The 22,130-nt window shown below is 39.7% G+C and carries 23 protein-coding genes; 9 read left to right on the top strand and 14 right to left on the bottom strand.

What is annotated here, in order from left to right; all coding sequences use genetic code 11:
- Positions 1–113 precede the first annotated feature (113 nt).
- Positions 114–752 carry a S41 family peptidase gene (locus WFH04_RS16140; RefSeq protein ID WP_336825107.1) on the top strand — a complete coding sequence of 213 codons (639 nt, stop codon included), beginning with the start codon at positions 114–116 and terminating at the stop codon, positions 750–752.
- A 551-nt stretch (positions 753–1,303) separates the two neighbouring features.
- Here WFH04_RS16140 and WFH04_RS16145 read toward each other — a convergent pair.
- The 6 genes from WFH04_RS16145 to WFH04_RS16170 form a co-directional block, all read right to left on the bottom strand.
- Entirely contained in the window at positions 1,304–1,678 is a 375-nt protein-coding gene (locus tag WFH04_RS16145; protein ID WP_336825085.1) for an rRNA methyltransferase, read from the bottom strand.
- A 360-nt stretch (positions 1,679–2,038) separates the two neighbouring features.
- Positions 2,039–3,073, bottom strand: coding sequence for a type 2 isopentenyl-diphosphate Delta-isomerase (gene fni, locus WFH04_RS16150; protein WP_336825086.1), 1,035 nt, complete (start codon positions 3,071–3,073; stop codon positions 2,039–2,041).
- Complete coding sequence (locus WFH04_RS16155; RefSeq protein WP_336825087.1) at positions 3,066–4,220, bottom strand: phosphomevalonate kinase; 1,155 nt, start codon at positions 4,218–4,220, stop codon at positions 3,066–3,068. Before WFH04_RS16155 ends, fni begins: the two co-directional genes overlap by 8 nt.
- Complete coding sequence (gene mvaD / locus WFH04_RS16160) at positions 4,217–5,191, bottom strand: diphosphomevalonate decarboxylase (RefSeq protein WP_336825088.1); 975 nt, start codon at positions 5,189–5,191, stop codon at positions 4,217–4,219. The genes WFH04_RS16155 and mvaD overlap by 4 nt, the downstream gene beginning before the upstream one ends.
- Positions 5,175–6,167, bottom strand: a complete 993-nt coding sequence (mvk, locus tag WFH04_RS16165) for a mevalonate kinase (protein WP_336825089.1) — start codon at positions 6,165–6,167, stop codon at positions 5,175–5,177. Before mvk ends, mvaD begins: the two co-directional genes overlap by 17 nt.
- A gap of 105 nt (positions 6,168–6,272) precedes the next feature.
- A complete protein-coding gene (locus WFH04_RS16170; RefSeq protein ID WP_336825090.1) occupies positions 6,273–6,707 on the bottom strand; it encodes a GNAT family N-acetyltransferase in 435 nt (144 codons plus the stop codon).
- A 134-nt stretch (positions 6,708–6,841) separates the two neighbouring features.
- Between WFH04_RS16170 and WFH04_RS16175 the strand changes: the two genes are divergently transcribed.
- Both WFH04_RS16175 and WFH04_RS16180 read left to right on the top strand, forming a co-directional pair.
- Positions 6,842–7,246, top strand: coding sequence for a YuzC family spore coat inner layer protein (locus WFH04_RS16175; protein ID WP_336825091.1), 405 nt, complete (start codon positions 6,842–6,844; stop codon positions 7,244–7,246).
- A 78-nt stretch (positions 7,247–7,324) separates the two neighbouring features.
- A complete protein-coding gene (locus WFH04_RS16180) occupies positions 7,325–7,645 on the top strand; it encodes a hypothetical protein (RefSeq protein WP_336825092.1) in 321 nt (106 codons plus the stop codon).
- A gap of 54 nt (positions 7,646–7,699) precedes the next feature.
- Here WFH04_RS16180 and WFH04_RS16185 read toward each other — a convergent pair whose 3' ends face one another.
- From WFH04_RS16185 to WFH04_RS16195, 3 genes are read right to left on the bottom strand one after another with little or no spacing between them, the layout of a single operon-like run.
- Positions 7,700–8,179, bottom strand: a complete 480-nt coding sequence (locus WFH04_RS16185; RefSeq protein ID WP_336825093.1) for a (2Fe-2S)-binding protein — start codon at positions 8,177–8,179, stop codon at positions 7,700–7,702.
- Positions 8,176–9,006 carry an FAD binding domain-containing protein gene (locus tag WFH04_RS16190; protein WP_336825094.1) on the bottom strand — a complete coding sequence of 277 codons (831 nt, stop codon included), beginning with the start codon at positions 9,004–9,006 and terminating at the stop codon, positions 8,176–8,178. Before WFH04_RS16190 ends, WFH04_RS16185 begins: the two co-directional genes overlap by 4 nt.
- Positions 9,003–11,348: a xanthine dehydrogenase family protein molybdopterin-binding subunit gene (locus WFH04_RS16195; RefSeq protein ID WP_336825095.1), complete on the bottom strand. Its 2,346-nt coding sequence runs from the start codon at positions 11,346–11,348 to the stop codon at positions 9,003–9,005. Before WFH04_RS16195 ends, WFH04_RS16190 begins: the two co-directional genes overlap by 4 nt.
- Before the next feature lie 135 nt (positions 11,349–11,483).
- On the opposite strand from WFH04_RS16195, the gene WFH04_RS16200 reads away from it, so the two are divergent.
- Together WFH04_RS16200 and WFH04_RS16205 are read left to right on the top strand one after the other, a co-directional pair.
- Positions 11,484–12,497 carry an XdhC family protein gene (locus WFH04_RS16200; RefSeq protein WP_336825096.1) on the top strand — a complete coding sequence of 338 codons (1,014 nt, stop codon included), beginning with the start codon at positions 11,484–11,486 and terminating at the stop codon, positions 12,495–12,497.
- Positions 12,473–13,078 carry a nucleotidyltransferase family protein gene (locus tag WFH04_RS16205; protein WP_336825097.1) on the top strand — a complete coding sequence of 202 codons (606 nt, stop codon included), beginning with the start codon at positions 12,473–12,475 and terminating at the stop codon, positions 13,076–13,078. Before WFH04_RS16200 ends, WFH04_RS16205 begins: the two co-directional genes overlap by 25 nt.
- A 47-nt stretch (positions 13,079–13,125) precedes the next feature.
- On the opposite strand, the gene yfkAB is transcribed toward WFH04_RS16205, so the two are convergent.
- From yfkAB to WFH04_RS16225, 4 genes are all read right to left on the bottom strand, one after another.
- Entirely contained in the window at positions 13,126–14,250 is a 1,125-nt protein-coding gene (gene yfkAB, locus WFH04_RS16210) for a radical SAM/CxCxxxxC motif protein YfkAB (protein WP_336825098.1), read from the bottom strand.
- 162 nt (positions 14,251–14,412) lie between these two features.
- Positions 14,413–15,228 carry a DUF4097 family beta strand repeat-containing protein gene (locus WFH04_RS16215; RefSeq protein ID WP_336825099.1) on the bottom strand — a complete coding sequence of 272 codons (816 nt, stop codon included), beginning with the start codon at positions 15,226–15,228 and terminating at the stop codon, positions 14,413–14,415.
- A 139-nt stretch (positions 15,229–15,367) separates the two neighbouring features.
- Positions 15,368–16,576 carry an AI-2E family transporter gene (locus tag WFH04_RS16220; RefSeq protein ID WP_336825100.1) on the bottom strand — a complete coding sequence of 403 codons (1,209 nt, stop codon included), beginning with the start codon at positions 16,574–16,576 and terminating at the stop codon, positions 15,368–15,370.
- Between the two features lie 16 nt (positions 16,577–16,592).
- A complete protein-coding gene (locus tag WFH04_RS16225) occupies positions 16,593–17,570 on the bottom strand; it encodes an LCP family protein (protein ID WP_336825101.1) in 978 nt (325 codons plus the stop codon).
- 147 nt (positions 17,571–17,717) lie between these two features.
- Here WFH04_RS16225 and WFH04_RS16230 point away from each other — a divergent pair, with 147 nt between their 5' ends.
- Together WFH04_RS16230 and msrA are read left to right on the top strand one after the other, a co-directional pair.
- Positions 17,718–17,828, top strand: coding sequence for a YjcZ family sporulation protein (locus WFH04_RS16230; RefSeq protein ID WP_336825102.1), 111 nt, complete (start codon positions 17,718–17,720; stop codon positions 17,826–17,828).
- Between the two features lie 131 nt (positions 17,829–17,959).
- Positions 17,960–18,490 carry a peptide-methionine (S)-S-oxide reductase MsrA gene (gene msrA, locus WFH04_RS16235; protein ID WP_336825103.1) on the top strand — a complete coding sequence of 177 codons (531 nt, stop codon included), beginning with the start codon at positions 17,960–17,962 and terminating at the stop codon, positions 18,488–18,490.
- Between the two features lie 70 nt (positions 18,491–18,560).
- Here the strand turns inward: msrA and WFH04_RS16240 are convergent, their stop codons facing one another.
- Positions 18,561–19,766 (bottom strand): MFS transporter, encoded by a 1,206-nt coding sequence (locus WFH04_RS16240; protein WP_336825104.1) that lies wholly within the window; start codon positions 19,764–19,766, stop codon positions 18,561–18,563.
- An 83-nt stretch (positions 19,767–19,849) separates the two neighbouring features.
- On the opposite strand from WFH04_RS16240, the gene WFH04_RS16245 reads away from it, so the two are divergent.
- Together WFH04_RS16245 and WFH04_RS16250 are read left to right on the top strand one after the other, a co-directional pair.
- Complete coding sequence (locus tag WFH04_RS16245; RefSeq protein WP_336825105.1) at positions 19,850–20,086, top strand: hypothetical protein; 237 nt, start codon at positions 19,850–19,852, stop codon at positions 20,084–20,086.
- A gap of 232 nt (positions 20,087–20,318) precedes the next feature.
- A complete protein-coding gene (locus tag WFH04_RS16250; RefSeq protein WP_336825106.1) occupies positions 20,319–21,926 on the top strand; it encodes an ABC-F family ATP-binding cassette domain-containing protein in 1,608 nt (535 codons plus the stop codon).
- Positions 21,927–22,130: the final 204 nt, after the last annotated feature.

Below are 22,130 nucleotides of genomic sequence, written 5' to 3' on the forward strand. Positions count from 1 at the left end.
GTTTTAGGGTAACAAACGCACTTTCTAGACATAAATGAATACTCAGATGAAGGCTGGCAAGCTTATGTATTTTTCATTGCATTCTTCTGCACTTTTATCTTGCAAAACACATTATCGATGTAAGAAATAATAATGGTGGAAATGGACAAGCCATTTCAACGTTAGTTCCATATATTTTCCCAAGCGATGAACACCCAAGTACTGAAGGTGAATTAAGGGAGTTCAATTATACCAATCGAAATTCTGATTTATTTATTCAATTATGTCAGAATTTTAGAAAGGATATAAAAGATCAAGAGACATTAGATGTCCTTGATTTTGCGGAAGAACAATGTAAGAAGTACCGCGGTCAAGGTTTTGTTGCATTAGATTTTTCCGACTCGTTGAAGGATAAAGCATCTAAGTTCGAAGGAACTGATTTTCCTAAAAAAGTAGTTGTTATGACTGACGTTTATTGTGCTAGTGCAGCTGAATACTTCGTAGAGATGAGTATGTCGTCTTCTAAAGTAACCGTAATTGGACGGTCCACTATGGGGGTGAATGATTATAGCGATTTAGTTATCAAAAAGTGGGCCGATATGTTTTCACTTTATTATCCAATATCACGCCGTGTACAAAAAACTTTAAATCATCCATTACACGGTAAAGGGATTCAACCCGATCGTTATATACCTTGGTCTCCTGAGCATATCTATAAAGATATAGACCTTTTATATGCATTGGAAATATTAAAAGAAGAAGTTAATATATAAGGAATTATTATTTAAACAAGAAAATGACACTTACCAAATGAGGTGTTTGATTTAAATTTTTAGTATTACATTAACGGACGTGATTGCTGAAGATCAAAAGCCAAATTCCTACTGAAAATAGGGTGGGATTTGGCTTTTGATCATCTGAATAATAACGCTTATCCCATTGGGGTTTAAGTAATAAAAACAAAAACTATCTTAATCACAGTTACAGAAGTGGGGCATTCTAAGATTATTGATCAATCCGTTCCTAATGTGATTGGGGATAATGATGCCTTATGGGACACTGGAATATGAAACTAATCAAGTATAATGTATAAATGCAGCATTAATAAAAATCCTAATTGGTAAATGAATTGGGTAATTCAACTCGATATATAGATCGGACTAAACTAATAGTCCAAACTTTCATGTCCAAATAGTTCGGACTTTGGTGTCCTTGTACAATAAAAAACCCTTTTTATCTCACTGTCTTAAGTATACTTATCATTGATACGTAACTCTCTATAATATATATTATGACGGGGGCGTTCTTTAAAAGAGTTTTTTATTTACTCCTCTATTCTATATCTATAGTTTCTATCCTTACTTTCCTCTACATTAATGTATTGCACACTATACTCGATAAGATCGTTTATAAATAGTTTCTGTTCCTTCGCTTTTTCCTTAATTGCTGATAGTAGTTCTTTGTCATATGTCGTTTTGTATTGAACTCGATCTTTCGGTCTCAAATCTTTATTAAATGAAATAACATCTTGTTTTAATACGTGTAGCAATCCGCTTTCTAATAAATAATTGACATGCGTATCATTATCTTCAGCAATCCTTTGTAAATCATCTAAAATTGCTTTGCTAATGTTTGTTCTGAATTTTACTCGATCTGTGTCGGTTGTTTGCTGCAGTTTACCGTCAATAATTTTCCACATAGTAAAACACTCCTTCAAAAATGATATTTATCTCCAATATACATTGCATAAGCATACAATTCCTTAAGTAAGATTAGTGTTTGTTATTTCTCTAAAAATGTTAGGATCTTCCAATTTTTAGGTGGTTCACGTTGGTTTTTGCTTGCTGTTTTCATGATTTTATACGTGAAATGATAGGGTTTTAAGTCTGATCTGTAACGGTATTTATGAATAGCAATTTCGGTAAAACTTCTGCTATTTAACAAACAAGAACGATTATGAAAGTAAACGTTCGCTCAACCCAAATTTTATTGCTGTACCGTAAAGTCGTAAAGCTGGATAAAAGCCCATCCGGCATAAATTGATCGGATGGGCGCTTATTTATCTTTCTGTATAACGGACTCGATCGGTCGCTTGCAATTCCTTCAAATTAGAGGCTCCAACACCGAACATAGCGATGCGCAACTCCAATTCTTTCGTTTCCATCACTTGAATGACGTCTTCAACAGATTGAGTCGCTTCTTTCAGAATAGATCTGCCAAATCCGACTGCATCAGCACCTAAGGCGATTGTTTTCGCTGCATCTAGTCCTGTGGCCATTCCGCCACTTGCCACGATCGTTTGATTGCCGATCTTTTTGCGGACTGATGCAACGCTGTCGACAGTTGGGATTCCCCACTCACTAAATGCATCTGCTGCAGCGCGTTTTATAGGATCGGCTGATCGGTATTTTTCAACCTGGCTCCATGACGTGCCGCCCGCTCCTGCAACGTCAATGAAAGATATGCCCACATCTGTCAGCTTTTTAGCAATGTCGCCGTCAATTCCCCAACCTACTTCTTTTACTCCGATAGGAATGTCCATTTCAGATACCAATTTCTCGATTTTTATAAGTAAATCTTTGAAGTTCGTATCTCCATTCGGTTGAATTACTTCTTGTATGCTATTTAAATGGAGTACGAGTGCATTTGCATCTGACATTTCTACAATTTTCTTGCATAAGTCAGCTTGGAAGCCATAGTTCAGTTGTACAGCTCCTAAGTTGGCGATAATTGGAACGTTGGGTGCATATTTACGGACTTGAAACGAAGCTCTATGTTCTTCGCTCTCGATTAGCGCTCTCATTGATCCTAAAGCTAACACCCAGCCCTTTTCCTCAGCTGCGACTGCCAAATGACGATTAATCGTTTCTGCAAATGCCGCACCGCCAGTCATCGAACTAATTAAAAAAGGAGTTTTAATAGCATGGCCTAAAAAAGATGTTTCGATTGAAATTTCCTGAAAATCAATCTCAGGAAGCGCATTATGGACAAAATGCACCCTTTCAAGCCCTGTTGTAATATGATCGCCCGTCACTTTTTCATTCAACGCGATTTGAATATGCTCCGCTTTCCGTTGGTGAATCGATTCAGTCACTTGTCTCATCCGCCTTCCTGATCTCCATTGCCCCTTCTTTTGAAACAGCTAAATTTAATGGTTCAATGTTTGAAGATGCCCATTCTTCTTTTAGCTGACTTGCGTTCAATTCCCCTATAACAAATGCAATGCCGCAATCCCCGCCACCAGCACCAGATGTTTTCCCGGCGCCATATTTATTTGCAATGTGAATTAACTCCTGCAGCTTCGGCGTTTCAATTTCCGCTTCAGCATCTCTTCCTAATTTGGATAGTGCTTTTCGATTGCGCGCAAAACTTTGTATTGCTCCTCTTTCATCCGATTTCTCGAACTGATCAACCATATCGTGAACAGCCATTATACTTTGCTCAAGAAAATCAGCATATGCTGCCGGCTGTACTAATTTTAAACGTTTAATCTTCTCAATCATTTTATAGGTTGACATTTCATTGCCTGTCCACCCTACACATAGCAACAGCTCTGTAGGAGGAACGATTTTTTTAATATGGAGTCCAGGCCACTGCTCTGCAATGAATGCATGAAGATTGATGTCTTCTGTTAAGCGGTCTTTTATCCATTCTCCATCAAAAGCACTGTAATGTAAATAACCACCATAGGTAGATGCGGCAACATCGGCGCAAGAACCGTTTCCTTGCGTTTTGAAGTGCACGATGGAAGCCAATTTGTAAATTATTTCTGGAGAGGATGAGATGCCTTCCTCTTTATATAAGCGCAGTATCGCTGTAACTGCGGCAACTACAACTGCTGCACTTGATCCAAGCCCATATTTTCTCCCAGATGCATCATCTAATTCACTATTAATTCGAAGAGTGAACGGTTTTAGCTTGATGCCTGCTTCAACGATATATTGATTGCATATTTGCAAAGTGTTTTGTAGAAATGATAGTTTAGGCGATTGTTCATAAAGATGAAGATTGCCTTCTATCACATCCCATCGAATATCTTCAAAACCGATATTTGGAAGCTGTAAATGGTTATCATCGCTAAATGCTATTTCTGCATACACATAACGATTTACAGCCGCAACAATCGCGCTTGCTTCGGGTTCAAGTACTGCAAATTCGCCCGCAATGAACAGCTTTCCGGGAACTTGAATTGTTATAGGTTGATACGTACTATTGCTGTGTATCCCGCCGGTTGTCATCATAAATATTCTACACCCGGTCCAGGATGACAAACAAAAATCTGTTGCACACAGTTTAATTGTTCAAGTCTTTCTTTAACAATCGTTTCATCCTTTGGCTGACAAATGACTTTCACATTTGGTCCTGCATCAATCGTAAAATAAGAAAGAATGCCTTCTTCCCGCAACGCTTCAACTTCATGCATTACATCCACTGTCGCTCCTGTCCAATATAAAAATGGAGGGTTAGACGCTAAAGTCGTTGCATGCATTTTTAATGCATTGCGCTCCAAAACGGTTCCTAACAATTCAAAATCCCGGTTTTTGATTCCTTGTCTTGCTGCTATTAAATCCTCATCAATCGTATCGAGCCATGCTTGGTAAAATGACGAAGTATTCACTGTACGCTTCATCCCTTCCCTGCTCAACACTTTCTTTTCTTTCGCTTCCACCATAACAGACAAGATGCTTAAATCCCATTTATCTGCTGGCATAATTTGGGTAGCATAAGAATCAGTTCCGTCCTCTTTTTCTCCTTTTTGCCATTCAACGTATCCACCATATACGGATCTCGATGCCGAGCCGGAACCTTGTCGGGCGATTATGGATAACTCTTCTTCATTGAGATTCAAACCGATTGCCTTCGATGCTGCGGCAGCCAAAGCTGCATATCCGGACGCGGATGATGCAAAACCAGCTGCTGTCGGCACATTATTGACCGATTCAACGATTGCGAATAGCTGCTTATTTGCTTTATTTCGAATTAGATCCAAAAATGTTTTGATCTTCTGCAATTCCATCCCTTGAATTTCTTTGCCATCTAACATGAATTGGTCGGCTGTCAATCCTTCTTGAAATGTAACTGAAGTCGTTGTATAAAATCGATCTAATGTAATTGAAATGCTATTATTCGTAGGTAGGAACAATTGTTCGTTCCTCTTCCCCCAATACTTAATGAGGGCAATATTCGTATGCGCTTTAACTTTCGCTTGCACGTTCATTCTCCGCCTTTTCAAAATAATGATGCTGACTCATGCCGATCCGGCTAATGTACGTTTCAGTAGCACCGGCTTCTTTTAATGAAATCGATAGCTGTAGTGCATCTTGTTCATCAGCAGCCAATGCTAATATGCAGCCACCTCTGCCGCCGCCTGTAAGTTTAGCGCCTAATGCTCCGGAATCTCTGGCAACATCCACGAGCCGATCAATGCCTTCATCGCTCACACCTAAAGCTGATAATTCTTCCTGAGCTAAATTAAGGCAACAGCCTACAAGCTTTACATCACCTTTCGCCATCGCCTGTTCGCAATGGTACGTAAAGTCTTCAATCAAGTCAAGCGACCTTTGAGTTGTGAGACGATCCTGTTCGTAAAGTGTTCGTATGCTTTCTACAGCTGTCCGTGTATCTCCGAATCTTCCTGTATCCGCAATGACTAAATGCAATGTCTTTCCAATGGGTAATGGGACAGCCCCTTTCCCTTTTTGGAAACGGATAGGCCCCTCACTGCCAACAGCAACGACATCAATGCCGCTTGGATTTCCATGAGCAAATATTTCCGCCACTTGTGCAAGCCGTAAAATCTCATCTTCATTCGCCTGATGGCCATAATATCGAAACAAACCTTTTACAACTGCATAGGCAATTGCTGCGCTTGAACCTAATCCTCGTCCGGAAGGGATAGAGGATTCGATACGGATCGTTATATTTGGTTTTTCCACTTGTAAATAGCTTAACGTTTCATGTACACATGCTGTAATGCCAGATAACGGCTCAGGTGCATTCTCAAATGGACCACAAAAATATTTACAGTTCAATCGGCATCCTGATTCATCGCTACCGCCTTCTTGTATAATTGCCTTTGCCCCCACTTCAGTAAAGGGAATTGCAATGGCAGGCTTATTGTAAACAACTGCATGTTCTCCAATTAATATGATTTTTCCATGAGCTGCTCCTACTGATAGATTGGACATGCAAGTTCCTCGCTTTTTGATCTATATTCATCGCAATACATTTGATTGCCATTAACAATTATAGGGTACTGTAATTAAGTTTTCAGCTTATTGGCTTCAATTTTTTTAAAGCGTTTTTTTAAAGACGTAACTAACCTGCTCATATTTCATTTTATCTTTATAAAACGAATGGGCGCTTTCTCGTTGTAGCCCTGATGAAAGTGCGACGGTTTCATAGCCTTCGGACAGCAATAAGTCATGTATATAAGTAAGCAGCTGCTCTCCATACCCTTTTGATCGCTTTAACTCATCCGTAACAAAATCGCAAATCCAAATGAACTTGCCATAGTAGAGAGTTACCATTGGTTGAAAACCGATGACCGCTGCAATTTTATCATTTGCGTATAGAGCGAATTGACGATAATTCTCTATTCGTTTTGCTTCATTCACTAATTGCAAATACGCCACTTCATCTAAATGGCTTCTCAATTGTCGCATAACATTGTATCCTTCTTTTAATTGTTCTTCTGTTATCAACTCACGAATATCGATACGATCCAAATCGCCCGCCTCTTTCCTCTTTTATACTTATCTATTCTACCATTCGGCAACGATTCATACGTACTTTAATATTACTCACTGAATGGGCATATGCGTCATAGTATAGATGTATGTGCCGAAAAGGAGGCGTCTCATTGTATTATCGACAACTCCACTATTTAACGTATTCTCCTTATCACACTGTCATCTCTCCAACGTATCCATCCATCATCCCGATGTCAGCGCAAAGCCAAAGAATGCCATATTCATTCCCTCCCGTAAATGTTCGGAAATTCAACACCTCCGCTAAACGATTTCAATTGCTTATGAAACAAGCCATACAACTAATCGATAAAATTGCTGAATCCGACCAATTTGCTCGAGAATTAATGGAAGCAGCTCAATCCTCCAATGAAAACAAAGTGAAACAACTGATCACTTCTGGAGGAATTACAGTTGACCACGATGTCAAATATACACCAAGTGGTATAGTCATTAATTTGCGCAATGTGGATATAGCGGCAGAATGCTGTATGCTAAGTATCAGCCTAAGGTGGTAACTCCATAACCGTTTGAATAAAACGAATCCTTGTCAACCAATACTATAATGTAAAATACGCTTAGAAAGGAGTAAAAAAATGGTGAAGCAGCAGGACAATCAAATGGAACAGCAATTTCAAAATGAAAAGAAAAACATTTTACAAAAACTGCAAAAGGCATCTCAAACTATTCAACAAATGAATACACTTTTTGATACACAGTCCGCGCAACAGGCGGGTCAGCAATTGCAACAAGCTTCCCAACTTTTAAATCAAATGCAAGCGGTAGCTGTTACAGAAGCATCTTCAACGGTTCAACAGCAATTGGAACAAGTAAGAAAACAAATTGACCAAGCAGCGCAAACATTGCAGTTGATTGAAACATTAAACAGCTCCAACAAAAGTTTTAAAAAAGGGTAAAAGACAAATGGACTGCACTGAAGCCGTTTCTTAACTTCAGAGCAGTCCATCTATTTATTTCTGTTTCTTTTGCAGTACCGATTTCACTGCTTCATTAATTTCCTTGTATCCTGTACATCTACACAGGTTGGAAGAGAGCCATTCTTCAATCTGATCCTCAGTAGCTTCTGGATGGGCGGTAACAAGTGCATGACTATTCACAATGAATCCTGGCGTGCAATAGCCGCACTGGATTGCCCAATGATCGACAAACGCTTTGGGCATCGGGGAGTGTTGAAGTCCTTCTATCGTCGTAATTTCTTGATGTACTGCCTCTACAGTGAGCACGAGACAGGAATGCATCGGTTTACCGTTTACTAATACTGTACATGCACCACAATCTCCATTGCCACATGCTAATTTTGCACCCGTTAATCCTAATGAATCCCGTAATGAAGTTAACAATGTATCAGCTGAACGAACCATGATCTCTTTCTTTTCTCCATTTACTAATATGGATGCGATTGTATGCTTACTCGTATTTGAAAAGATCATTGCGCTTCCTCCAGTTCCTCGAACATTTCATTTAATAACTGTGTCAGTGTGAATTGCCTAAACTTTTTCGACGCCAGAAAGTCTTCCATAATTGTAGCAGGCATTTTTGCAACTGCTTTGTTTATCCGTTCTTTTACGTCCAACGAATGGTCATTTAATACCCCTTCAACGACTGCAGACCTAAAAGGCGTATCTGAAAGGCCTGAAAAAGCGATGCGAATCCGTTCATTTTTCAACATTGCAGCTATGCTTACAATTGGATAGCCAACTGTTGAAGTACGTGTTTGTTTTAAGCAAGCGTACGGTAGATTCAAATTGCTGACCGGCACCTTAATTTGTGTTATGAATGAACCATCTTTCACCTTTGCTGCTGCTATTTGTTCAGCAGGAAAGACATCCCTTTCCTTTGGTCCAGCAACAGTAATTAATGCATCCGCGACTAATAAGGGCAACAGCGCCTCTCTATATGGCAATCCACTTAGTAGATTGCCTCCGATTGTTATTTTGTTTCGAGATGTATGATCGGCAATTTTGCGCACCATATTTCCTAACATCGGAAATAGTTCGGACTCTGTTATTTCATTTAACGTAACGGCGGATCCGATTATAAGTTGATCGTCTTCTATCTTTAAAACATTGCACTCATCAATGCCTTTTAAATCTATAACTGCATCCGCTTTTAATTTTCCTCCGCGTGCGAATGTGATCACTTCTGTTCCCCCCGAATAAAAGATCACTTTCTTCCCTAATGACCATTCGCTTGAGAATGTTTTATATGCCTCTTCTATCGATTCGGGTTTATAGTAATCAAATGTAAAAGGGATCATTTTACAACCTCCGTCGATAACCGCCAAATCGTTTCCGGTGTCAAAGGGAGTTCATTCATTTCGGCATTTACTGCTATAGATAAACTGTTTGCAAGTGCTGCAGCAGCACCTATTACTCCGTACTCTCCGATACCTCTTGCGCCGTATGGACCATCTTTTGAAGGGGTTTCAATAAATTCAATGACGTATTCTCCCGGTTGCTCTCCAAAGCGCATCATTTGATAATTTCGTAGATCCGGATTTTGAATAATGCCTTTCGGATTGAACAGGAATGATTCGCCTTTTGCAATGCTTAACCCTAAAAAAATCCCACCCCGCATTTGCTGTGTCGCAGTCATTGGATTGATAATTGTGCCGCCATCCATTACAGTGACTGCTCTAAGGATTTTATACGTGAAGGAACGTTTATCGAATTCAATTTCAACAGCTTGGGCGCCAACCGACCACCATGGACCTGGATTTCCAAATCCTGTTTCCTTATCCATCGGTGTTAAATGACGTTGGATGTGTCTGCCGATGCCGATTATTTGTTCTCCTACCGTATGGCCATTCGGGTACTGAAAACCTAATGAAATGGTTTGGATATCGATCCCTTTATCTGGTTCTGCTGTTACATACACTCGGCCATTTCCGACGGATAACTCCACCTCTGAACATTGCAATGCAACTGCTCCTATTCTTTTCAATTGCCGTATCGCATCATCTGCAGCAGCCAACACTGCATTCCCTGCCAAAAAGGTTGTACTGCTTGCTACAGTGCGCCATTGATGGGGGTTATATTGTGTATTCACTTCCATTGTCACATGGATTTTATTGATGTCCATTTGCAAACGTTCTGCAGCGATTTGCGCCAATATCGTTTTTGTCCCTTGTCCCAACTCAACTGCTGCACAGCTAAGGTTCACTGTTCCGTCCGCTTCAAATGTTAGAATGGCGCCGGCTTGTGCATTCGTAGAAGTTGTAGAGGTTTTCCAAAAAAGTGCCACTCCTTTTGATCGTACGATATGTTCATTTACCGGTACGCTTTCAGGTCCGCTATACTCTATCAGCTCTTTTGCACGTTTCATGCAAGCTTCTGCGTCTCCTAACTTGTTCGCGTTCAACACTGACTGCGTCGGAGTTGTATGTCCTACTTTAATTGCATTCATTAAACGGAACTCGACCGGATCGATATTCAATTTTTTCGCAAACTGGTCCATCGTCCGTTCAATTGCAAAAGTCAATTCAGGATGCCCATAACCTCTGAAAGATGTCGCATATGGATGATTTGTATACATGCAATACGAGTCGCACCAAACATTTGGAATGTGATAAGGGCCTGTACAATCAAGCGCTGCTGCCCTCGTTATCCCTGCCGCTTGGTCTGAATAAGCGCCCGCTTCAATTAAAAATGTATAGTGCCCGGCAATTAATTTTCCTTGCGAATTGACACCCAATTTGACAGTAGCATCAAAACCGATATGACAAGGAGCTGTCATCATATCTTCTTCCCTATCGAACTTTAATTTGACGAGCTTACCTCCGACTGCTCGTGATGCCAGATACGCTAAGGGCTCCAATTGCACGGCTCCTTTTCCACCGAAAGCACCGCCTAACATTGGAATATGAACAATAATCTTCCCAACTTCTATATTGAAAAATTGATTTAGAACTTTCTTAATCGTGAACGGCGATTGGCTCGTTGAATGGACGACGACTCTACCATCTGGATTGATTTCCACCATGGCAGTGCGTGTTTCCATTGCTGCGTGGTCTGATAAGTTGAATGAATATGTAGCAGTAATTGTATCAGCACAAGTTGCCCATGCTTTGCCGAAGTTCCCTTTTCGAATTTTAATATGGCTTGCGATATTCGTTCCGCCTACCGGATAAACATTATCGATGATTTTTGTATATGAAGCAGAATTTTCATGTACTAGCGGCGCATTAGACTGAAATGCCTGCTGGACAGAGTTGACGACAGGCAGCGGATCGTATTCGACGACGATCTTTTTAGCAGCTTCTTTCGCTTGGTATTCATGTGTTGCAACGATGATGGCAATTGGTTCACCGTAATACCGAACTTTATCAAATGCTAACGGTGGGCGATCTGCTAAAATCGGTCCGATCGGGAACGGGAACATATCGCCCGTTATAATGGCGCATACACCAGGCACCTTCCAAGCCTCGCTCGTATCGATCGATACTATATTTGCATGTGCTTCTGTACTAGTGGCAACTTTAGCATGAAGCATACCTTGAAAAAATTTATCCCCTAAATATTTCAGCGCCCCAGTAGATTTTTCGACCGCATCAATTCGTTGTTGAGCTGTTCCAACGATTAGTTTTTTGCCTTCTATCAACCGAATTTCCTCCTTTAGTTCTCTAACACTAGTCGTAGGATTGCCAAACAAGGTTTCATTTATAATGCTGCATTCGAATAATAGAGCGGGACGTTGGCTACAACTGTATTGAGTAGATAAGGTGAGGTGAGTTGAATGGGATTCATTCCAGAACTAATTAAAACAGTTATAGAGGAAGGTAAACCAACTGTATTGGCGCAGATTATTCATGTAGAAGGGTCCGCTTACCGTAAAGAAGGTGCCTGGATGTTCTTCTTTCAAGACAAAACAAGTATCGGCCTTTTAAGCGGTGGTTGTTTGGAAAACGATATTCATTGCAGAGCGGAAACGATGTTCGGCACAGGGAAAACGGCCATCTATGAATATGATTTACGAGCTGAAGATGATATTGGTTGGGGACGCGGCATTGGGTGTCAAGGAGTCATAACAGTAATGCTGCGCGATGTAGATCGCCTATTATTGAGATTGCTTCGGTTTATGCATCGGCAACTGGAAGAAGGAGTACCCGTCCGCTTTATCCAATCAATGAAAGACCATACTTCAATGATTTGTTATAGTGCGGACAAGCAATATGGCACATTGAAAGATGCTCCGATTGCTGATGGAAAAATCCGTCCATATGAACGATCGGCTGGTAAAATTCACATAAAAGATGAAAGCTATTATCAGCAATGGATTTGGCCAAGCCCAGTGTTGCATTTATTCGGTGCCGGTCCTGACGCCAGGCCATTAGTTAAAATGGCTTCGGAAGTTGGGTATAAAGTACATCTTTATGATTGGCGCCCAGCATATTGCACGAAAGAGCATTTCCCGACAGCTGCTTCTTTTTCCGTAAACAATATGGAGCATCTAATGAAGGAAACTGTGTTTCGCCAATTAGATTCTGTCATTATTAAGACACATGATTTTCAAATTGATCAGATGCTTTTGAAGCATCTCCGGAATTTCGAATTACTTTATGTTGGTTTGTTAGGATCGAAAAAGAGAGCCGAGAAACTGCTTTTGAACGAACAATTTGATCAGCTCCGCACACCAATTGGATTACCGATTGGTGCAGAAGGAGCGGAAGAAATTGCCGTCAGCATTATTGCAGAAATGATTGCGGTACGAAGAGGAGCCGAAATATGGCCATCGTTGGTATCTATTTAGCTGCGGGAAAGAGCCGCAGGATGGGGCTTGATAAAAGATCGTTATTAGTTGGCATGAAGACATTGGGCAGTTTAGCAATCGAAACAGCATTGCAATCAAGATTAGATTGCATCTGTATTGTAACGCAAGAAGATGATGCGCTATCATGGCTGCCAGATGCTGTGAAACGAGAAAAGAAAGTCGTTCATCTCCCATGCAAATTGGCCGATGAGGGGCTATCAGCATCTTTGAAGTGCGGTGTTACGTTTGCGAAGTCCTTACATGCAGAAGCGATTGTTATTTTGTTGGCGGATCAGCCGTTTATTACAGTTCAAATGATCGATGAAATGATAGCATGCCACAAAGAACAAAATCGCTCAGAATTTGTCGCTCCTTACTTTAAAGGAGTGCCAAGGCCTCCTATTTTGATTGCGTCTTCCGTATTTCCTGCCCTGTTAAAGTTAAACGGCGATAGAGGTGCAAGGGATTTATTGCGATCGGGCTTTTATAAAGGTGTTAAACTTCCATGTTCAGATCAACGATTATTTTATGACGTAGATACGAAAGAGGACTATCATTCACTTATACAAAATAATAATTGAAAAAGACTGCATGGCGGAATTGTATTTTCCATAATGCAGTCTTTCTGTTAATCAATCATTATTTGAGCTTTCCTCTTTGTGAAATCTGTATCTTTGTAATATGCGTCTTTAACTAACAAGTTCGGCCCTAAACAACGAACCGCTGGACAATGACAGCTAATTGATGCAGCAAGCGAGCTTTCTAACCATTTCTTATGAAGTGCTATCAAATTATTTGTTTTAATATTTCCTAAAGGCGGCGTATCACCGAAGTCCGTTACAATGACATCGCCTGTAAAAATATTGACATTTAACCGGGACCGTCCATCCGGATCGTTGCGGACAGAAACATTTTTACTTTTATACAATCTACTGAGCAAATGCAAATCTTCTTCCTTGTCGCTGCAAGGATAGAAAGGGAGCGTACCGAAAAGCATCCATGTTGATTCATCACGTTCATCTAACAACTGATGAATTGCTTTTCTTGTTTCATCCAATGACAAAACTTCTAACGAACTTGCGAAGTCGCTTGGATACATTGGGTGAATTTCATGTCGGCTGCATTTCATCTCTTCGACGACCTGTCTATGGATTTCCCTCAAATAGGGTAATGTACGCTTGTTCAGCATTGTTTCTGCGGAAACCATAACACCCATTTCGGATAGCTTGCGGCTATTTTCAATCATCCGCTGAAATTGCTCCGCCCTTCTCTCACGCGGTGGCTTTCTTTCCATATTAGCAAATCCGCCATCCACGAAATCATCTACTGTACCCCAGTTATGGGAAATATGTAAAACGTCCAAGTAAGGTGCGATCGCTTCGTAACGGTCAAAAGGCATTGTTAAGTTGGAATTCATCTGTGTCCGAATACCACGTGCATGCGCATATTGTAATAAAGGTAAAACAATATTTTCAACGGATTTTTTTGAAAACATCGGTTCTCCACCTGTAATGCTTATCGTACGGAGATGCGGGATTTCATCTAAGCGTTTAGTTAATAAATCAAGCGGCAATGAATCTGGATCTTTTGGTTGAAGCATATAACCGACGGCGCAATGTTCACAGCGCATATTACATAAATACGTTGTTGTGAATTCAATACTTGATAAAGTGAATGTGCCATGCTGCTCGATGTCTTGGTATGCTTCCCATGGATCATTTACTGGTGTCATTTTCGTAATATGTTTTGTCATTTTTATTCAATCTCCTACAATGTACAATTAATCTTCAACTAAATAAGTATGAACGATATCCTACTTTATGACAAGTGCCAGCAGTCAATCATTCTAAGCATTTCAATTAGACCAAAAAGCGTTCTCAACAAAAAAAAGAGCCGAAATTGACGGCCCTTTCAATTACTCATACGTATTTCCTGTTAGATCCACGTTTACTTTTCCTACTTCAGTTTTAAGTTGGATCAGATGTTCCCCTGACCCGTATACCGCTTTTCTATCTTCACTTCCAAACAAGTTTACTTTCCCAACACTTGTTAAAATGTTTACCGTCGCATTGTCTGGCATTTGGTCTACTTGAATATCGATTTTTCCTACATCCGTTTGTACATCAATCGCAGAATTTAAATTTTCCGTAATAATGGCTATTTTTCCTGTGGCAGTATTCGCTTTTATATTACCAGTAACATAGTTGAAAACTATTTTTCCGTTAGCACTTTTCGCTTTTACAGATTTGGAAACTGTCTCCGAAAGTCGTATTTGGCCATTGTCCGTACGAGCATTTATTGATTCTGCCTTCAAATCATTTACCGCAATTTTTCCGTTATTGATTTTCACGATCATTTCATCATATTGTTTTTCAGGAAGGAATACCTTCACAACGACAGCTTCATATCTCTTTCCAAAAGGAAGGCGGAGCACCTTTCTTGTGTCCTTTATTTTGACAGATAAAGTATCTCCATTAACGTCAGCATCAAGTTGTACATTCGGTCGCTTATTTTTCAATCCGCTCACTTCTACTTTTGCAGATGAGCTTTTTGTTGATTGAACATCGATCGACGCATTTACGGCATCGATTGCAACTTTACTGAAGGATGCGTTCGTAAATGTTTCATCCAATCGATCATGTTTAGTGATAAACATAAAATCTTTGCCATAAATGATCAACAAACTTGCTGCTATAAAAATGAATAGTATTGCGATCGTCCTTTGCTTCATAACACACTCCCCTTTCTAACCCCCATATCAAATGTAAAAAAAGTTTACAAACCTTTCGAGCGTCTTGAGAATGGTTATGAAGTCAGACTTTCGGTGTAGTGAGTAGTTTACATAATATTTTTACGGTTACGTAAACCGATTATTCCTTCAATTGCTCGTAATGCATCTTTTCATCTGGCTCATATTTATTGTACCGTAGCTTTAGCAAGGCAAATAAATGGCTAAACAATACTTTCAGCAATGCATATCCCGGAATTCCTAAAATAACGCCTGGCACTCCGAATAATGATCCCGCCGTCAATAGGACAAAAATGATCGTAATCGGATGGATACGCAACGATTTGCCCATTATTTGCGGCGAAATAAATTTTCCGTCTATCAATTGGACGATTGTCCACACAATTGCTAACTTGACAAGCATAAATGGTGACGTGACGATTGCAATAATGACAGCTGGTGTGATTGCAATGAGTGGTCCTAAATAAGGGACAACGCTCGTAAACATTGCTAGAGCGCCTAATAACAGTGCGTATTTCATGCCGATAATGAGGAAACCGATGGACACCATAATACCAATGCAAATAGCTACTAATATTTGTCCTTGTATATATGCACTAATCTGATGATCTGCATCCTTTAAAATTACTTCGGCATCATCTCGCAAACGCGGCGGCAACATTTTCAAAATCATTTTCGGCAATTTTTCACCATCCTTCAATAAATAAAAAAGGATGAATGGCACTGTAACGATCGATAAAACGAAACCAGTTAATGCTGAAATGAATGAAGTGACACCTGAAGCAATCCCCCCAACGGCATCCGCGATCATTTTACCTACATTGCCGAGACCCGATTCAAGAATCTGGTTGATATTAATATTAAATCCTTCGTAATAAGTAGCGAAAAGAGACGAACGCATAAAACGATCGATTTCTATGAGCATTTGTTTAAAGTAAGTTGGAAATTCATCAACTAAATTCGTAAACTGGATCCTTAAAAAAGGAAATACTAATACGGCCAATAATGTGATTAAGCCGACCAGCCCTATAAAAATAATGAAAATCCCCCAAATCCTCGGGATTCTCAACCTTTCCAACGCTCGCAGTATCGGCCGAAGCAAATAATAGGCAATTGCAGCTAATATGATCGGCAATACAACATTTGAAAAAAAGACTTTGATCGGATAAAAAATGAAAGCTACATTACTATAAACTAATATGATTAGCCCAATTAGCAATATAGAAAAGAGGACAAATAAAGAGGTACGCCCTCCTAAAAATTGAATGATCCGATGTGCTTCTTTCCGATTCAGCTTTTCGTCCAATGAGTCTTGTTCTTTGCTGCTCAAGCTACTCTCCCCTTCCTCAATCAAGACTTCTATTTAGAAATTCGGATAATGCCTTTTTATTTTTATCAAGATCCAATTCAATTACTGCACCGGCATGAGAATAATTTGCAAATTGATACGATCCTTCTACCGGAATTGTCATCGTTTTCATTTCGACGCCTTTATTGATTAACAAAGTAAATGCTTTTTGAAGTTCATCTTTAGCAGTTAAATCTGTTTCAATAAAACCATCTAACGCACCCGCTAATTTTGGTAAATGTAGCAGCATTTTGGGACTCAATGCTTCCTCTTTTATAGCTTTCAACACTTCCTGTTGCCTAGCCACCCTGCCGAAATCGCCTTCCGCATCTGCTCGAAATCGTGCAAAACCTAACAGCTCTTTGCCGTTCAAACGTTGGACACCAGGCATTAACGTAACTCCGATTTTTTCGGACATCTCCTTTTGAACCTCAATTTCAATACCATTTGGGAAAGCGGTATCAATAATCGATTCAAAATTATCAAAATTGACGATTGCATAATGATGAATAGGGATCCCAAACATACCGGTAATCGTATCTTTAGCAGTCTGCACACCGTTTAAATAATAGGCTGTGTTCAATTTATATGATTTATAGCCGGGAATTTGCGCATAAATGTCTCTCATAAATGAAATAAGACGTATTTCCCCTGCATTTTTATCCCATGAAAGCACCATGATCGTATCGGTGCGTGATTTGCCGCTACCATCATCATCCACGCCTAATAACAAATAGTTTTCAACCGACGGATCTTTCGGGTCAACGACATCCCCTTGAAATGGCCCCGGATCGATTTCTTGACCTTTTGCCATAGATCTCCCCGCCTGATATTGAAAATAGGAATAGAACCCTATGATCATAAAAGATAGAAACAAGAAAGTCGTAAACACTCTTCCTATACGAAGCTTTTTTCTTCTTCTCCTTTTAGGCACAGGTCCTTCGTATTGATCTTCCCTCAAATTCGATTCCTCCATGTTGTAAAGTACCTATAAAGACGCTCCCCACTATTGTTGGGTTGCATACTAAATGTAAGTATATCATGAAGGATTGTAATGAACACGGCGTTTCCCCAGCTTATTCTTTCAACTGTGCATATGATAAATGTGAAGGTGGTGGTAAATATGGGACGTGAATACGGAAGAGAAGGATATTATGGCGGTTCATCCTTCGCTCTTATAGTTGTGCTGTTCATCCTATTAATAATCATCGGCGCGAGTTATTTATATTACTAAAAAAACTTAGCACAACCTCTCAAAAGTTCTTTCAAAAGAGCGCGTCAGTGGGCGCTCTTTTTTTAATTAAAAACACTTATTGCTTGCTGTTATGCTATAATTCGTGTATTAATTAAGGAGGAGGCAATAGGATGGCTAAACCGAATTTGGCAAAAGCGACATTTGCAGGAGGATGTTTTTGGTGCATGGTCAAGCCTTTCAAAGAATGGGACGGCATTCATGACATCGTTTCAGGATATATGGGCGGCCATGTTGTACAACCTACATACGAAGATGTAAAAAGAGGAGATTCAGGGCATTTGGAAGTTGTAGAAATTACATATGATCCTTCAATCTTCCCTTATGAACGACTTTTGGAGCTGTATTGGCAGCAAATCGACCCAACAGATGCTGGTGGCCAGTTCCATGACCGTGGTCATTCTTATACGACCGCTATTTTTTATTACGATGATGAACAAAAAGAAGCTGCCGAACGTTCAAAAGAAGAGCTATCTAAAAGCGGCCGCTTTTCCAAACCGATTGTTACTGCGATTCGTCCTGCGGAGAGCTTTTACCGTGCGGAAGAATATCATCAAGATTATTATGAAAAAGAACCTGAGCATTATAATGAAGACCGAAAAAAATCAGGAAGAGATGAATTTATCCGAGAGAACTGGAAATAACAACAAAAATCCGAAAATCCTTTTGAAAAGGTTTCGGATTTTTATTTATTTATTTTCTGTACTAGGAAAGTTATTGTTGAGCAACTTTCTTTTCACGATCACCAATCATAAATGTCAATAGGATCATCGTACTAAATAATATTGCAAAAATGAACAGTGTATAATGATGGTTTCCTGTCCAATCGTAAATGAGTGCAATGAATAGCGGCAAAACCCCAGCAATGATATAACCCCCAGTTTGCATCATCGCAGTCCAGGCATTTGTCTCATCTGCCGTTTCTGTTTCATCCAATGGAAAAAGCAAGGCAATCGGAAACAAGCCTGCAAGCGGGATCCCCATAAAGAATGCACTAATCCACATAAATGTCGGTTCCCCTGTCCATAGAAAGCCAATAGCAATCAAACCCATCACTAAAAAAAGCAACAGCCAAAACGTCCTTTTCGGAAAACGTTCGTAAATGATAGGGAAAATTAAGTTTAAAACAATTTGAATCGTTGTCATTAAACTTAATAATCCGCTCGCTTGCCCAAGCGTCATGTTAGCATCAGTTGCAATTGGGACAACCCAAGTAATGATACAGAAGAAGCTTGATGCTTGTAATCCGAAAAAGAGAAGGAACAGCCATGCTTTTTTTTGGCGCCATGGCGAAATGGAAACAGGCTTCAATTTTGCAGGTTCGGATTTTTCTTTTTGTTTGAGACGAACTTTCCCTTTCATAGACAATCGCCAAAAAACAATTCCTACTACAGATAATACTGCCCAAATACTAAGCGCGAACGGATAAGAGCCTGTCTGATGAAAAAATATTGTAGTTAGCCCCGCTCCTAAAGTCGAGCCGACGCCCATTCCGAAAGAATAAACGCCAATAACACTTGTTGACCGCTCTGGAAAGTTCTGTTTAATCATTGCAGATAAAAGCGGTCCTATTACTGCTATGGCAATTCCGATGAAAACAGCTGAAATGATTAAAGCTACATAATGCGAATAAAAACCTCTTAATATAGTTGCTACCCCAATGATGAATAGCATGAGGTACATCGATCCATTCAACCCTACCCGGCGATTCAAATAAGGTGATAACGTTGCAAATATTCCCATGCAAATGACAGGCAACGCTGTTAACAAGCTTACTTGAGTACTTGTTAATGAAAGATCGACACGGATAATATCAAGCATCGGACCAATTGATGTAATTGCAGGTCTCATATTTATAGATACTGCAAATATTGTAAGAATCAATAAAAATAAAGTCTTCTTTGAATACTGCTGCGACATATAAGAACTCCTTTGCTAATTCATCGGGAACTTGTGTTCCTTTTCAAGGACCGCTATAATATTAGTAGAAAGGATGAGTGTGCATGAAAATCCTACAATGGGAATATACTCGCAAATATCAGGTGAAATGTATTTTTGATGAATTCCCTGAAACTGTATTCCTCTTTCGAAGAGTGAAAGATTATTACTTTTTGTTTTCTATGAATGGTTTAAATAAAAATGCCATTCCCGAAAGAAAAGACTACGTACGGATGGAATATTTGCTCAATAAAGAATTATGCACTTTAGACTCCTATCGGAACCGCAGTGCTTTCAAATAATCGATCCCTTTCGAGGGATTTTTTTGTAGAAATGAATATGTGGTGTAAGGATTAATTACAAGATGAATTGCACAATCTTTCTGTTAGACATAGCGGGAGCGTAAGGAATATAAACTGCTTTCCTATCATACATGAAATGACCTAAAAAAGTACGTAACACGAATCGAAGACATACCACTCGGAAACTATTTCATGGTATAATGGGAGCATTGTGAATTTAGGAGGATTATTTATGATAGCAGTAAGCAATGTAAGTCTGCAATATGGCGATCGCAAGCTATTTGAAGACGTGAACATACAATTCAACCCTGGCCATTGCTATGGATTGATCGGCGCAAACGGAGCGGGAAAATCCACTTTCTTGAAAGTTCTTTCCGGTGAAATTGAGCCGCAAACTGGCCACGTCATCATGAACAAAGATGAACGTCTTGCAGTTTTAAAGCAAAACCATTTCGAATACGAAGATCATGAAGTGTTGGACACTGTCATTATGGGCCATAAACGTCTTTATGACATAATGACCGAAAAAAATGCCATTTACATGAAAGAAGATTTTTCTGATGAAGACGGCATGCGCGCCGCTGAATTGGAAGGTGAATTTGGCGAATTGAATGGCTGGGAAGCAGAATCAGAAGCTGCCATTTTACTTCAAGGATTAGGAATCCCCGAAAGCCTTCATCATGTAAAAATGGCTGAGTTGACAGGGTCCGATAAAGTGAAAGTATTGCTTGCACAAGCGCTATTCGGAAAACCGGATGTTCTTTTATTGGATGAGCCGACAAACCATTTAGACTTGAAAGCGATTCGATGGCTTGAAGAATTTTTAATTGACTTTGATAATACTGTCATTGTCGTGTCCCATGACCGTCATTTCCTGAACAAAGTTTGTACGCAAATCGCAGATCTTGATTTCTCGAAAATCCAGCTTTATCCTGGAAACTATGATTTTTGGTATGAGTCCAGCCAATTAGCTTTAAAAATGGCTCAAGATCAAAACAAGAAAAAGGAAGAGAAAATTAAAGAGTTGCAAGCATTCGTCGCACGTTTTAGTGCCAATGCTTCCAAATCTAAACAAGCGACTTCCCGTAAAAAAGCACTTGAGAAAATTGAACTGGAAGATATTAAACCATCTTCCCGTCGCTATCCATTCGTCAATTTTCAAATGGGACGTGAAATTGGTAATGACGTTCTTTCTGTTAAAGATCTCTCAAAAACAAAAGAAGGAAAGCAGCTTTTGAAAGACGTAACATTTACAATGGGCAAAGAAGATAAAATTATTCTATTAGGCAATCCACTCGCAAAGACTGCCCTACTTGAAATTTTGGCGGAGGAGGAGCAGCCTGATGCAGGATCCTTTAAATGGGGTGTTACAACATCACGCGCGTATTTCCCTATTGACAATAGCGAGTATTTTGAAGGCCAAGAAGAATCGCTCGTAGAATGGCTTCGTCAATATTCACCGGAAGACCAAACTGAGACTTTCCTTCGCGGATTCTTAGGCCGTATGCTCTTCTCTGGCGAAGAAGTAAAGAAAAAACCGTCTGTTCTTTCTGGTGGAGAAAAAGTGCGTTGCATGCTGTCAAAAATGATGTTAACAAATGCAAACGTGTTATTGTTGGATGAGCCGATGAACCACCTGGATCTTGAATCGATCCAAGCATTGAATAACGGATTGATCGTATTCAAAGGCGCTATGATCTTTACTTCTCATGACCAACAGTTCATCCAAACTGTCGCAAACCGTATTATTGAAATACATGACGACGGAACAATTTTCGATAAAATGATGCCATACGATGAATATTTGGAGTGGAAAGAGCAACAAGCAGTTTCAAATTAATTTTTTGGATAGCAGAAACGGAGTACATTCCGTCTCTGCTTTTCTTTTTGACGTTATACGGATAAACCTTTTTCAATCGGGTATAGCTATGAGAAAGCCCAGTGGTAATAAGTCAAGGACCAAAATCGAGTGAATTGGAAATTTAATTGTATTAGTTTCTGATATCCATGTTTTTTAGGTATGGCAAATAAACCTCGCATTTTC

The sequence above is a fragment of the Sporosarcina sp. USHLN248 genome (genome assembly GCF_037144575.1).
In the GTDB taxonomy this organism is placed as follows: domain Bacteria; phylum Bacillota; class Bacilli; order Bacillales_A; family Planococcaceae; genus Sporosarcina; species Sporosarcina contaminans.